Annotated in this window: 15 protein-coding genes; 2 read left to right on the plus strand and 13 right to left on the minus strand. The window is 54.1% G+C overall.

The genetic code is table 11. The features are described from left to right. From E5C26_RS22905 to fkpA, 9 genes are all read right to left on the minus strand, one after another. On the minus strand, positions 1-414 hold a 414-nt coding region (locus E5C26_RS22905), incomplete at its 3' end, for a GTP-binding protein (protein ID WP_135318314.1). Positions 415-484: 70 nt separating this feature from the next. Next, a complete protein-coding gene (gene fusA, locus E5C26_RS22910) occupies positions 485-2599 on the minus strand; it encodes an elongation factor G (RefSeq protein WP_135318315.1) in 2115 nt (704 codons plus the stop codon). A gap of 97 nt (positions 2600-2696) precedes the next feature. After that, a complete protein-coding gene (rpsG, locus tag E5C26_RS22915; RefSeq protein ID WP_012147229.1) occupies positions 2697-3167 on the minus strand; it encodes a 30S ribosomal protein S7 in 471 nt (156 codons plus the stop codon). 96 nt (positions 3168-3263) lie between these two features. Continuing rightward, positions 3264-3638 carry a 30S ribosomal protein S12 gene (gene rpsL / locus E5C26_RS22920; protein ID WP_004930426.1) on the minus strand — a complete coding sequence of 125 codons (375 nt, stop codon included), beginning with the start codon at positions 3636-3638 and terminating at the stop codon, positions 3264-3266. Positions 3639-3780: 142 nt separating this feature from the next. Further along, a complete protein-coding gene (tusB, locus tag E5C26_RS22925) occupies positions 3781-4068 on the minus strand; it encodes a sulfurtransferase complex subunit TusB (protein WP_135318316.1) in 288 nt (95 codons plus the stop codon). A 9-nt stretch (positions 4069-4077) separates the two neighbouring features. Then, positions 4078-4437, minus strand: a complete 360-nt coding sequence (gene tusC / locus E5C26_RS22930; protein ID WP_135318317.1) for a sulfurtransferase complex subunit TusC — start codon at positions 4435-4437, stop codon at positions 4078-4080. Between the two features lie 8 nt (positions 4438-4445). Then, complete coding sequence (gene tusD, locus E5C26_RS22935) at positions 4446-4835, minus strand: sulfurtransferase complex subunit TusD (RefSeq protein WP_135318318.1); 390 nt, start codon at positions 4833-4835, stop codon at positions 4446-4448. Then, the gene (locus E5C26_RS22940) at positions 4835-5557 is read right to left on the minus strand and encodes a helix-turn-helix transcriptional regulator (RefSeq protein WP_167796693.1); all 723 of its coding nucleotides are present in this window, start codon (positions 5555-5557) and stop codon (positions 4835-4837) included. Before E5C26_RS22940 ends, tusD begins: the two co-directional genes overlap by 1 nt. 400 nt (positions 5558-5957) lie before the next feature. Then, on the minus strand, positions 5958-6791 hold the full coding sequence (gene fkpA / locus E5C26_RS22945; protein WP_099063554.1) for an FKBP-type peptidyl-prolyl cis-trans isomerase: 834 nt from the start codon (positions 6789-6791) through the stop codon (positions 5958-5960). A gap of 369 nt (positions 6792-7160) precedes the next feature. Between fkpA and E5C26_RS22950 the strand changes: the two genes are divergently transcribed. Then, positions 7161-7388, plus strand: coding sequence for a SlyX family protein (locus E5C26_RS22950; RefSeq protein ID WP_012147235.1), 228 nt, complete (start codon positions 7161-7163; stop codon positions 7386-7388). Positions 7389-7446: 58 nt separating this feature from the next. Here E5C26_RS22950 and slyD read toward each other — a convergent pair whose 3' ends face one another. From slyD to kefG, 4 genes are all read right to left on the minus strand, one after another. Beyond that, positions 7447-8049, minus strand: coding sequence for a peptidylprolyl isomerase (gene slyD, locus E5C26_RS22955; RefSeq protein ID WP_012147236.1), 603 nt, complete (start codon positions 8047-8049; stop codon positions 7447-7449). Between the two features lie 122 nt (positions 8050-8171). Beyond that, positions 8172-8375, minus strand: coding sequence for a YheV family putative zinc ribbon protein (locus E5C26_RS22960; protein WP_012147237.1), 204 nt, complete (start codon positions 8373-8375; stop codon positions 8172-8174). Between the two features lie 14 nt (positions 8376-8389). Then, entirely contained in the window at positions 8390-10198 is a 1809-nt protein-coding gene (gene kefB, locus E5C26_RS22965) for a glutathione-regulated potassium-efflux system protein KefB (protein WP_135318319.1), read from the minus strand. 2 nt (positions 10199-10200) lie between these two features. After that, on the minus strand, positions 10201-10752 hold the full coding sequence (kefG, locus tag E5C26_RS22970; protein ID WP_167796697.1) for a glutathione-regulated potassium-efflux system ancillary protein KefG: 552 nt from the start codon (positions 10750-10752) through the stop codon (positions 10201-10203). 133 nt (positions 10753-10885) lie between these two features. Here kefG and E5C26_RS22975 point away from each other — a divergent pair, with 133 nt between their 5' ends. After that, positions 10886-12799: an ABC transporter ATP-binding protein gene (locus E5C26_RS22975; RefSeq protein ID WP_135318321.1), complete on the plus strand. Its 1914-nt coding sequence runs from the start codon at positions 10886-10888 to the stop codon at positions 12797-12799. Positions 12800-12803: the final 4 nt, after the last annotated feature.

Consider the following 12803-nt stretch of genomic DNA (forward strand, 5'->3'; position numbering starts at 1 on the left):
ACATTTGTTCATGAATACGATGATGAAAGGAACGCCAACCTGACGACCCAGCAGGATGTGCTCACGGGTCTGAGGCATAGGGCCGTCAGTCGCAGCAACAACCAGGATAGCGCCGTCCATCTGAGCAGCACCGGTGATCATGTTTTTAACGTAGTCGGCGTGCCCTGGGCAGTCAACGTGCGCGTAGTGACGGCTTGGGGTGTCATATTCAACGTGAGAAGTGTTGATGGTGATACCACGAGCTTTTTCTTCTGGCGCGTTATCGATCTGGTCGAAAGCACGTGCAGAACCGCCGTAGGTTTTAGCCAGAACGGTGGTGATTGCTGCAGTCAGGGTAGTTTTACCGTGGTCAACGTGGCCGATAGTACCAACGTTAACGTGCGGTTTGGAACGTTCAAATTTTTCTTTAGACACGGCTATATTCCTTACTCTTATGCTCTCCCCTCATGGAGAGAGCACTGATCAATGTGTTAAACCCGAAAGCTTATTTACCACGGGCTTCAATAACGGCCTGAGCGACGTTGTTCGGCGCATCATCGTACTTCAGGAACTCCATGGAGTAAGAAGCACGGCCTTTGGTCAGAGAACGCAGTTGAGTTGCGTAACCGAACATCTCGGACAACGGAACTTCAGCGTGAATCTGAACGCCAGTAGCGTTGGATTCCTGACCTTTCAGTTGACCACGACGACGGCTAAGGTCACCGATGACGTCACCAGTGTTCTCTTCCGGCGTTTCAACTTCAACCTTCATGATTGGCTCAAGCAAAACAGGTTTCGCTTTCTTAAAGCCATCTTTAAAGGCGATAGAAGCGGCCAGTTTAAACGCCAATTCGGAGGAGTCAACATCGTGGTAAGAACCGAAATGCAGACGCACACCGAGATCAACTACCGGGTAACCCGCCAGCGGACCAGATTTAAGCTGTTCCTGAAGGCCTTTATCAATGGCAGAGATGTATTCCGTTGGGATCACACCACCTTTAATGTCATTGATGAACTCGAAACCTTTCGGATTTGAGCCCGGCTCCAGTGGGTACATGTCGATCACAACGTGACCATACTGACCACGACCACCAGACTGCTTGGCGTGTTTACCTTCGATATCGGTAACTTTCGAACGAATCGCTTCACGGTAAGCAACCTGAGGTTTGCCCACGTTAGCTTCAACGTTGAATTCACGACGCATACGGTCAACCAGGATGTCCAGGTGAAGTTCACCCATACCTGCGATGATAGTCTGACCTGATTCTTCGTCAGTCCATACGCGGAATGATGGATCTTCCTTCGCCAGACGGCCCAGAGCCAGACCCATTTTTTCCTGGTCAGCTTTGGTTTTTGGTTCAACTGCAACGGAGATTACCGGCTCAGGGAACTCCATGCGCTCCAGAATGATCACGTTGTTCGGATCACACAGAGTGTCACCGGTAGTCACGTCTTTCAGACCGATAGCTGCAGCGATGTCGCCTGCACGAACTTCTTTGATCTCTTCACGCTTGTTGGCATGCATCTGAACGATACGGCCCAGACGTTCACGCTGAGATTTCACTGGGTTAAATACAGTGTCACCTGAGTTAACAAGACCGGAGTAAACACGGAAGAACGTCAGGTTACCCACGAATGGGTCAGTTGCGATTTTGAACGCCAGAGCAGAGAACGGCTCAGCATCGTCAGAACGACGAACTGCTGGAGTGTCTTTACCGTCATCCAAAATGCCGTTGATTGCTGCAACGTCAGTTGGTGCTGGCAGATACTCAACAACAGCATCCAGCATTGCCTGTACGCCTTTGTTTTTAAACGCAGAACCACAGGTAACCAGGATGATTTCGTTGTTCAGAACGCGCTTACGCAGAGAAGTTTTGATCTCTTCTTCAGTCAGCTCTTCGCCACCAAAGAATTTCTCCATCAGCTCATCAGAACCTTCAGCAGCGGACTCAACCAGCTTCTGACGCCATTCTTCAGCCAGTTCTTGCATATCAGCCGGGATCTCTTCGTATTCGAAGGTCACGCCCTGATCGGCTTCGTTCCAGTTGATGGCTTTCATTTTCACCAGGTCAACAACACCGGTGAATTTCTCTTCTGCGCCGATAGCCAGCTGCAGAGGAACCGGAGTTGCGCCCAGACGTTTTTCAATCTGATCAACAACTTTCAGGAAGTTAGCACCCATGCGGTCCATTTTGTTAACGAACGCGATGCGTGGAACTTTATATTTGTTAGCCTGACGCCATACGGTTTCAGACTGTGGCTGAACGCCACCAACTGCACAGTAAACCATTACCGCGCCATCAAGAACACGCATGGAACGTTCTACTTCGATGGTGAAGTCAACGTGTCCTGGGGTGTCGATGATGTTGATGTGGTGTGCGTCGAACTGCTTAGCCATACCAGACCAGAAACAGGTAGTCGCAGCGGACGTGATGGTAATACCACGTTCCTGCTCCTGCTCCATCCAGTCCATGGTAGCTGCGCCGTCGTGCACTTCACCGATTTTGTGGTTTACACCGGTGTAGAACAAAACACGTTCGGTAGTGGTCGTTTTACCGGCGTCGATGTGGGCGCTGATACCGATGTTACGATAGCGCTCAATGGGTGTTTTACGAGCCATTTGATTCCTCTATTGCCTTAGGCGTTCAAGTTCAGTTAACCCAAGCGGGTTGGCTTCTTGAAGCGCCCGCTTGGTTAGCATAACTACTGCGTGGCAATTACCAGCGGTAGTGGGCGAACGCCTTGTTGGCTTCTGCCATACGGTGAACGTCTTCACGTTTCTTAACAGCAGAACCTTTGTTCTCAACTGCATCAGAAAGTTCGTTCGCCAAGCGCAGAGCCATGGATTTATCACCGCGTTTACGAGCAGCATCAACGATCCAGCGCATTGCCAGAGCATTACGACGGACCGGGCGGACTTCAACTGGTACCTGATAAGTAGAACCACCAACGCGGCGCGACTTAACTTCTACAGTCGGGCGAACGTTGTCGAGAGCTACTTCGAAAGCTTCCAGGTGATCTTTACCAGAACGCTGAGCCAGGGTTTCCAGCGCGGTATAGACGATTGCTTCTGCAGTAGATTTTTTACCATCTACCATCAGGATGTTTACAAATTTGGCCAACAGTTCGGATCCGAACTTAGGATCTGGAAGGATTTTACGTTGGCCGATTACGCGACGACGTGGCATGGAAATACTCCGTTGTTAATTCAGGATTGTCCAAAACTCTACGAGTTTATTTTGACATTAAAGTGAAAATGTTTGGCCTTACTTAACGGAGAACCATTAAGCCTTTGGCTTCTTCACGCCGTACTTGGAACGAGCTTGCTTACGGTCTTTAACACCGGAGCAGTCAAGTGCACCACGGACTGTGTGGTAACGCACACCTGGCAAGTCTTTTACACGACCGCCACGGATCAGGATCACGGAGTGTTCCTGCAGGTTATGACCTTCACCGCCGATGTAGGAGGTAACTTCAAAACCGTTAGTCAAACGCACACGGCATACTTTACGCAGTGCGGAGTTTGGTTTCTTAGGAGTGGTGGTATATACGCGAGTACATACGCCACGTTTCTGCGGGCAAGCTTCCAGCGCTGGAACGTTGCTTTTAGCAGCCTTCACAGAGCGTGGTTTGCGTACCAGCTGATTAATTGTTGCCATTAAAAAGCTCCTGGTTTTTGCTTCGTTTGTTGCTTCGTAAACATGTGATAAATCCCCCCGTATGCACTACAGGCAAAGTACGGGACGCAGAATTTTATGGCTGAGCAGTAGAGGTGTCAAGAAATATACAACATTACTCTCATCACCAGGACATTTGGCTGCGATGCTTCTCGGTTAATTCAACGAAGTGATTATAGCCGATGGCAGTGATTTTGTGCGAAAAATGACCAATCAGACCTCTGGCCTCCAGGTCATCTTGCAGTGCATAAAGTGATATGGGGGCGTTGAGCAGCAATTCAAGATGCGCACTCCCGGCCAGGCCGGCCAGCACACCATCCTGTAACAGCAGCAGGTCGTCGCCCGCTGCTGTCAGGCGCAGCAACGCAGGCAAATCACATTGAGTGGGGGAACGGCTGAGGGTATACAGCATAAGGATTTCCTAAAAAGTCATCACCGCATCGTAGCCGGCCAATTGCTGGCGCAGCGCATCCGGTGCCAATACCTCGGCGTCCAGCACCCAGTCAGTCACCTGACTCAGACCCCGTTCCTGCAAGGATGCCTGGCACAGATAGCACTGTTCAACGTCATACAATGGCAGTACACCAAAGGTGGCGATGTAATTGCGAGCGAGGATTTTTTCCGGTTGCTGCCCCGGCAATAGCTGCAATACGCCGTCACCGATAAAAAACACGCCCAGATCTTCGCTTAGCGCCGAGGTGGCCAGTAACGCATCAAGCCCTTCCCTGCCGCCGGCGTTGCCGTGAGGCCCCTGGGTAAAAACAAAAGCAACTCGTTTCATAAATTCTCTCAGAACTGCACCAGGCGGTCACTGCTCAGCGCAGCCTCAGCCAGTGAGCCTAACCCGCTGAGGATAAAACCCGGCTGTAGGTTGGCCACAGGCAGCCCCTGTTGTGCCGCCTCCTGCTCATCGGTTATCCCACGTCGTAACGCCGCTGCAACGCAGACATTGAGCTCGATGCCGTGCTGCTGCGCCAATTGTACCCAGCCGCGGACCAAATCAAACTCATCACTGGCAGGCGCCGTCAGCAGGTTGGCGTTCAACACCCCTTCACGGTAAAAAAACACGCTGGAGAGGCGGTGCCCCTTCGCCAGCAAAGCCTGAGCAAACTGGTAGGCGCTACTGGCCTGCTGAGTACCATACGCCGGGCCGGTGACCAAAAGGCAGTAATTCAGCATCAGCGGTCAGTTCCCACCAAATCGCCGCTTTTGAACTGGCGGATGTACAGATACACGGTGTGCTTGGAGATATTCAGGCGATCCGCCACCTGGTTAATCGCATCCTTGATGTCAAAAATGCCTTTCTCATAGAGGTTCAGTACCACCTGACGATTTTTGGCATTGTTGGAGACATTGCGATCGGCATTAACTTCTTCGATGGTGAACTCCAGCGTTTGAGCCACCAAGTCGTCAACGGAGGACGCAAAGTTGACCGAAGGGGCCACCTCCTGGGTTTCCGGTGGCATAAAGGTCTGCATCACCTGGGAGAAAGGCACGTCGAGGTTCATGTTAATGCACAGCAGGCCGATCACTCGCTGCTCGCGATTGCGAATGGCAATAGTCACTGACTTCATCAGCACACCGCTCTTGGCGCGGGTAAAATAGGCTTGCGATACGCTGCTGTCATTGCCGGCCATGTCATGCAACATACGTAGCGCCAGATCGGTGATCGGCGAACCGATTTGCCGCCCGGTATGCTCACCATTGGCAATACGTACCGCCGAGCATTTCAAGTCTTCCAGTGCGTGCAGCACGATCTCGCAATGCCCGCCGATCAACATCGCCAGGCCATCAACTACCGCTTCGTAAGACTTCAAAATTTCATGATCCGTTTGGGTAAACGGACGTTCGTTCAGCAAATCAAGTTCGCTGGCTTCGCTGGATAAAAGCGAATTAGACATCGAAAATACCACCCTCAAAGATCGCCTGTGCCAGGGGGCGCAGCTAAAACTGCTCGTGCGGGTTCCCTTCCACAGGCGGCACACCCTTGTGATTACGCAGGGTGGCTGGCTGATATCAGTCTGAAACAGCACGATGTGCGTCCGCTAGCCTTGACGGCCAGGAACAGTTTTAGGTACACGCCCTAAGGGGCAGGCGCATGACTTATAAGTCCGGATAATTAGTCTAGCAAAACAGCCAGAGTAAAGTCCTTGCGTTTGCGCGTGGTATTGACGTTAAGCCCGATGCCCGGCAGGCGTCAAGCGATCAGTGGGGGAGGTAGTAAAAGTTACGCCTGATTTGGCAGGCTGAAATGAACACCGCCGCGAAGAATGTTCGCGGCGGTGTGGGGCTCAGGCAGACTTACTGCGCTTTGGCATCAGCCGCTGCGTCAGCCGGTTTCTCAGCCTTGGCATCCGCTTTCGGCGCGGCTTTCACATCCAGCAGCTCGACGTCGAACACCAGAGTGGAGTTAGCCGGAATACCCGGGACGCCAGTTTTACCGTAGGCCAGCGCCGGTGGGATAACCAGCTTGATTTTGCCGCCTTTCTTGATGTGTTTCAGGCCTTCAGTCCAGCCTGGGATCACACCGTCCAGACGGAATGACAGTGGCTCGCCACGGGTATAAGAGTTATCAAACTCGGTACCGTCGGTCAGGGTGCCCTTGTAGTTCACCACCACGGTATCGCTGTCTTTAGGCGCCGCGCCGGTACCTGGTTTCTCTACCTGGTACAGCAGGCCAGACTCGGTTTTCTTCACGCCTTTTTCTTTAGCGAAGGTATCACGGTACTTGGTGCCTTTCGCTTCGTTATCTTTCGCGTCCTGCTCCATCTTCGCCTGAGCGGAAGCCTTCACGCGGGCTTCAAAGCTCTGCAGGGTTTTTTCGATATCTGCATCGTTCAGCTTGCTCTTGTTGGCAAAAGCGTCCTGAACGCCTGAGATCAACTGGTCTTTGTCCAGTTTAATGCCCAGTTTTTCTTGCTCTTTCAGTGAGTTGTCCATGTAACGGCCCAGGGATGCACCCAGTGCGTAAGCCGCTTGCTCGTCATCGCTCTTGAACTTGCCAGTGCTTGGTGCCGCGTCGGCAGCTTTAGCCGCTTCTGCTGGTTTAGCTGCATCGGCAGCCATGACCTGGGTCGCATTCAAAGCAAAAGCCATGGTGGTTGCCAGAAGCGTGACTTTAAACAAAGATTTCATCCATTTCTCCAGTGTCTGAAGCGATGCCCCAAACAATCATTAAGTAAGATAACCGGGCTACTATAGCTGTCCGAAACAAAACAAAACAGTCACACAGGTAACCAATCGAGTCAAAGTGTGACTCCAGCTTTAAACAGAAGTTTCCTTTAATCTGCTACCCGTATGATAAATCAGATTTTTCCATCATCCGATGCCCAACGGTAACAAATCTGCCCAAGGTAAGCGCTCTATTTTTCAGCACTTTACACAGTGCTGTGACGCGTTCGGTTATCCCCCCCGCGAAACGGGGTGAAATAGCGCAGCGCAAAGCCGGCGGCAGCTGTTAACATAGCGTCAGATTCAGGATTAAACCGCGTCAGAGGTAGCACCATGCACAACGCCGATAACCACAGCCTGTTACTGCGGCTGGAAGAGTTGGAGAGTCGTCAGGCCTTCCAGGAAGTCACCATCGAAGAGCTCAATCAGATCGTGGTGCAGCATCAGTTTGAAATGCTGAAATTACAAGAGCACCTGCGCGTGCTGACCGATAAACTGCGTTCGAGCCAGACGTCGATGATCGCTTCACAGTCGGAAGAGACTCCACCGCCACATTATTGATAAACCATAAAAAAGGGCAGCCCCAGGGCCGCCCTTTTTTGCCGTTACAGCATTGCGATTAGTGGCAACCGCAACCGCCGTTACCGCAACCGCCTTTCTTGGCTGGAGCCTGGTCGTGTGCATGGTCATGATCGTGGTCATGGCCATGACCGCCGCAGCAGCCTTCACCGTGTTCATGGTCGTGGTGATGATCGTGCTCGCCATGTACGTGGCCATGAGCCAGTTCTTCAGCGGTAGCTTCGCGGATCGCGACAACTTCCACGTTGAAGTTCAGGTTCTGACCCGCCAGCATGTGGTTACCGTCAACCACTACGTGGTCGCCGTCCACTTCGGTGATTTCGACCGGCACTGGGCCCTGATCGGTATCAGCCAGGAAGCGCATACCCACTTCCAACTCATCAACGCCCATAAAGACGTCTTTCGGTACGCGCTGCACCAGGTTCTCGTCGTAGTTGCCGTACGCATCGTTAGCGCCAACATTCACGTCAAAACGATCGCCCGCTTCGTGGCCTTCGAGTGCTTTTTCCAGACCCGCAATCAGTGAACCATGCCCATGCAGATAGTCCAGCGGCGCACTCACCGGAGACTCATCAACCAAAACACCGTCTTCTGTACGTACTTGATAAGCCAGGCTGACCACCAAGTCTTTTGCTACTTTCATGATATCTCCTACCGTTGGATACTTGGACGCAACCGTCATGGGGGCCACGCCTTAACCGGACAGATTGTATCGGAAATCTTTCCCGCTGTACCCTTCAGCATAAAAAATCGCGCCCGATAACGCTACTCCGGATGGAAAATACCGATCACCTGTTCCTGCGGCCGGACGTGCTTTTCCACCTGTTCTTCGGTCTGCCGCTGGTGATGGCCGCACTTGACGCACTCCACCACTTCGACCTGGTCTTCACGCCAAACGGCCAGCGTATCCATAGCCTTACAGCTCGGGCAGACCGCTCCGGCGATAAATCTTTTACGTGTTGCAGACATCTCAGTGCTCCAAATTATTCGTATTCATCCCAGCCGTCGAACTGGCGACTCTCTTTTTGCATTTCTCGGTGGAAAAGTTCTTCCAACTCACGCCGCGCTTCTTTTACGCGGGAAATCTGCGCCACATCGCCGTGATGCGGCGGCATCAATTCGCGCAGCATACGCATGTCCAGCCGACGGAAGTGCTGTTGCGCACGGTAGGCCTGATGCGGATGCATGCCTAGCTCCATCAGTGCCTTTCGCCCCAGCTCCAGCGCACTGGAGAAGGTTTCGCGGCTGAACTGCTTGACCCCGGCCTGCAGTAATTCATGTGCCTCCACGCGACCGCGTGCTCGCGCCAAAATGCTCAGATCGGGGAAATGCTGCTGGCACAGACGCACGATTTCCATGGTGTCTTCCGGCTCATTACAGGTGATCACGATCGACCTGGCCTTCGCCGCACCGGCCGCACGCAGCAGCTCCAGTTCGGTGGCATCGCCGTAATAGACCTTGTAACCGTAGCGGCGCAGCACGCCAACGGCGCTGACATCGCGCTCCAACACGGTGATGCGCATTTTGTTGGCCATCAGCAACCGGCCGATCACCTGACCAAAACGCCCGAAGCCGACGATGATCACCTGCGGGTCATCGTCCTCCACATACGGCGTCTCTTCGTCTTCATCCCGGGCGTTGTAACGGCGTACCAGAATGCGGTCAATAATTTGCATCAACAGTGGCGTAGTCATCATCGACAATGTCACTACTACCAGCAACAGCGCGAGTTGATCGGACTGCAACACCTTCTGCGTACCCGCTGCCGAAAACAGGACGAAGGCGAACTCTCCGCCCTGGCTAAGCACGCCGGCAAACTGCAAACGCACCGAACTGCGCAGGCCAAAAATACGCGACAGCGAATACAGTACCCCCGACTTGATCGCCACCAGCAGCACCACACCCAGCAGCACTTCGGCCAGATGGGTATAGAGTACGCCGATATTCAGCGCCATGCCCACCGAGATAAAGAACAACCCCAGCAGCAGCCCCTTGAACGGCTCGATTGAAATCTCCAGCTCATGGCGATATTCACTCTCCGCCAGCAGCACGCCGGCGATAAAAGTGCCGAGCGCCATCGACAGGCCAAGCGCATCCATAAACAGCGCCGATCCCAGCACCACCAGCAAAGCGGCCGCGGTGAAAATTTCACGTACTCCGGAAGAGGCGATATAGCGGAACAGTGGCCGCAACAGGAAGCGACCACCGATCAACATGCCACCGAACGCCGCCACCTTGAGTGCGATTTTAGCCCAATCGTCACTGCTGCCACCGGCTCCGGCCAGAATAGGGATCAGCGCCAGCGCCGGGATCACCGCCATATCCTGGAACAACAGCACCGAGAACCCCAATTGCCCGCCCTCATTGCGGTTCATGCCTTTCTCGCGCATCAGCTGCAACGCCATGGCGGTTGACGACATCGCCAGCCCGATACCGCCTATCACGGCGGCCTGCCAGGCGAAATGCGTCAGATAAAGCAGCACCCCCAGCACCGCAGCGGTGATCAGCACCTGGCCAGCACCGACGCCAAAGATTGAACGCCGCAATTCCCACAACTTGCTGGGATTCAGCTCCAGCCCGATGATAAACATCAGGAACACCACGCCCAGTTCGGAAAAGTGCAGGATCTCGTCGACGTCGCGAATGAAGCCCAGCCCCCAGGGGCCGATGGCAATCCCGGCGATCAGGTAGCCCAATACCGCGCCAATACCCAGGCGGCGTGCAATCGGCACCGTGACCACCGCAGCGAACAGAAACAGTAAAATTGCGGTCAGTAAGGTGGAGCCTTCCATGTTTACCTCCCTCCGTGTGGCAGCGGGTTGCGCAGCCAGTCGCCATACGCCGTGGCATGGATTTCCAGCACCTCCGGCTTCTGCCGACGCGCCCAATACACCAGCATAGGTGTCAGCCAGTGCATATGGCACATGGCGGCGGTCAATTCGAACGGGCGCAAAATATCTTCCATCGGATAGCGGTTATACCCCCCGGTACGGTAGGCTCCCTCGGGTTCACCGGTGGTGATCACCGAACGCCAGTACTTTCCCGCCAGCGCATTGCCCCCCATGCCGCTGGCAAAACCGCGCGACAGCACGCGGTCCAGCCATTCTTTCAGCAGGGCCGGGCAACTGTAGGTATAGAGAGGATGTTGAAAAACAATGACCTGATGTTCACGCAGCAGCTGTTGTTCGTGGTGAATATCAATAAAAAAATCAGGATAGTGCGCGTATAAATCGTGCACGGTGACATGTTCCAACTGCTGTGCCGGTCGAAGCAAAACCCGATTCGCGACCGAGTCCTGGGATTCCGGATGGGCATACAGCAGCAAGACCTTCGGCGGCTGCGACATCATTCCCCTCCAAAGCGTCGTCAGGGTAGCGGTTTTCCGTTACCATGCTCCGCAAAGACTAATAATAGGACAGTCTGCGTCCTGTTAACTTAGAACTCACTCAATTTAACATACTCTGAACATACGGCACTTTATGATTGTATTTTCCTCGCTACAAATCCGACGCGGCACCCGCGTCCTGTTGGACAACGCCACGGCGACGGTTAATCCAGGTCAGAAGGTCGGCCTGGTGGGTAAAAACGGCTGCGGCAAATCCACGCTGCTGTCATTGCTGAAAGGCGAGATGGCCGCAGACGGCGGCAGCTACACCTTTCCAAGCAACTGGGCCCTGGCCTGGGTTAATCAGGAAACACCGGCGCTGGACGTCCCTGCGCTTGAGTATGTGATCGACGGCGACCGCGAATTCCGCCAGCTTGAAGCCGAATTGCAGGTAGCAAACGATAAAAACGACGGCCACGCCATCGCCACGCTGCACGGCAAACTCGATGCCCTTGATGCCTGGACCATCCGTTCACGCGCCGCCAGCCTGCTGCACGGCCTGGGCTTTTCCAACGAACAGTTGCTCAATCCGGTACGCGCTTTCTCGGGCGGTTGGCGTATGCGTCTGAACCTGGCACAAGCCTTGGTCTGTCGTTCAGACCTGCTGCTGCTCGACGAACCCACCAACCACCTGGATTTGGACGCGGTGATCTGGCTGGAACGCTGGTTGAAAAACTACCCAGGCACGCTGGTGCTGATTTCACACGACCGTGATTTCCTCGACCCGATTGTCGATAAGATTCTGCATATCGAACAAGAAACCATTAACGAATATACCGGTAACTACTCCTCGTTCGAACGTCAACGTTCGACCAAGCTGGCACAGCAGCAGGCGCTGTACCAGAACCAACAGGAGAAAGTGGCGCACCTGCAAAGCTACATTGACCGCTTCCGCGCGCAGGCCACCAAGGCCAAACAGGCGCAAAGCCGTATCAAAATGCTTGAACGCATGGAGTTGATCGCACCGGCCCACGTTGATAACCCGTTCAGCTTCAGCTTCCGCCAGCCGGAAAGCCTGCCGAACCCGCTGCTGCGCATGGAAAAGGTCAGCGCCGGTTACGGCGACAAGGTGATCCTGAACTCGATCAAACTGAACCTGGTGCCCGGCTCACGCATCGGTCTGCTGGGCCGTAATGGTGCCGGTAAATCCACTCTGATCAAAATGCTCGCCGGCTCGCTGGAGCCGCTGAGCGGCGAGATCGGTCTGGCGAAAGGCATCAAGCTGGGTTATTTCGCCCAGCATCAGTTGGAGTTCCTGCGCGCCGACGAATCCCCATTGCAGCATCTGAGCCGCATCGCTCCCCGAGTGCTGGAACAGCAGTTGCGCGATTACCTGGGCGGTTTTGGCTTCCAGGGCGATAAGGTCACCGAGATTACCGAACGTTTCTCCGGTGGCGAAAAGGCGCGGTTGGTGCTGGCGCTGATTGTCTGGCAGCGCCCTAACCTGCTGCTGCTCGATGAACCGACCAACCACCTGGATCTGGACATGCGTCAGGCGCTGACCGAAGCGCTGATCGACTTTGAAGGCGCGTTAGTGGTGGTCTCGCACGACCGCCACCTGTTGCGCTCTACCACTGACGATCTCTATCTGGTGCACGATGGTCAGGTGGAAGTGTTCGACGGCGATTTGGACGACTATCAGCAATGGCTGGCTGACCTGCAACGCCAGGAAAACCAGCAGGACGCGCCGGACAAGGAAAACAACGCCAACAGCGCGCAAGCCCGTAAAGATCAGAAACGTCGGGAAGCCGAGTTCCGTAGCCAAACTCAGCCGCTGCGCAAGCAGATCGCCAAGCTGGAACAGCAGATGGAAAAACTGAGCGCCGAACTGGCGGCGGTGGAAGAGAAGCTGGCGGACTCCGCGTTGTACGACATCAGCCGCAAGGCCGATTTGACGCTTTGTCTGCAACAGCAAAGCCAGGCCAAATCAGCGTTGGAAGAAACGGAAATGACCTGGCTGGATGCGCAAGAGCAGTTGGAACAGTTCACCAACGAGTTTGACCTTTAAGGCC

The sequence above is a fragment of the Serratia proteamaculans genome (genome assembly GCF_004684015.1).
Lineage (GTDB): Bacteria > Pseudomonadota > Gammaproteobacteria > Enterobacterales > Enterobacteriaceae > Serratia > Serratia proteamaculans_F.

Coding starts and splice junctions, on each gene's coding strand:
- fusA (WP_135318315.1), bottom strand. CDS start 2,599: ATGGCTCGTAAAACACCCATTGAGCGCTATCGTAACATCGGTATCAGC.
- rpsG (WP_012147229.1), bottom strand. CDS start 3,167: ATGCCACGTCGTCGCGTAATCGGCCAACGTAAAATCCTTCCAGATCCT.
- rpsL (WP_004930426.1), bottom strand. CDS start 3,638: ATGGCAACAATTAATCAGCTGGTACGCAAACCACGCTCTGTGAAGGCT.
- tusB (WP_135318316.1), bottom strand. CDS start 4,068: ATGCTGTATACCCTCAGCCGTTCCCCCACTCAATGTGATTTGCCTGCG.
- tusC (WP_135318317.1), bottom strand. CDS start 4,437: ATGAAACGAGTTGCTTTTGTTTTTACCCAGGGGCCTCACGGCAACGCC.
- tusD (WP_135318318.1), bottom strand. CDS start 4,835: ATGCTGAATTACTGCCTTTTGGTCACCGGCCCGGCGTATGGTACTCAG.
- E5C26_RS22940 (WP_167796693.1), bottom strand. CDS start 5,557: ATGTCTAATTCGCTTTTATCCAGCGAAGCCAGCGAACTTGATTTGCTG.
- fkpA (WP_099063554.1), bottom strand. CDS start 6,791: ATGAAATCTTTGTTTAAAGTCACGCTTCTGGCAACCACCATGGCTTTT.
- E5C26_RS22950 (WP_012147235.1), top strand. CDS start 7,161: ATGCACAACGCCGATAACCACAGCCTGTTACTGCGGCTGGAAGAGTTG.
- slyD (WP_012147236.1), bottom strand. CDS start 8,049: ATGAAAGTAGCAAAAGACTTGGTGGTCAGCCTGGCTTATCAAGTACGT.
- E5C26_RS22960 (WP_012147237.1), bottom strand. CDS start 8,375: ATGTCTGCAACACGTAAAAGATTTATCGCCGGAGCGGTCTGCCCGAGC.
- kefB (WP_135318319.1), bottom strand. CDS start 10,198: ATGGAAGGCTCCACCTTACTGACCGCAATTTTACTGTTTCTGTTCGCT.
- kefG (WP_167796697.1), bottom strand. CDS start 10,752: ATGTCGCAGCCGCCGAAGGTCTTGCTGCTGTATGCCCATCCGGAATCC.
- E5C26_RS22975 (WP_135318321.1), top strand. CDS start 10,886: ATGATTGTATTTTCCTCGCTACAAATCCGACGCGGCACCCGCGTCCTG.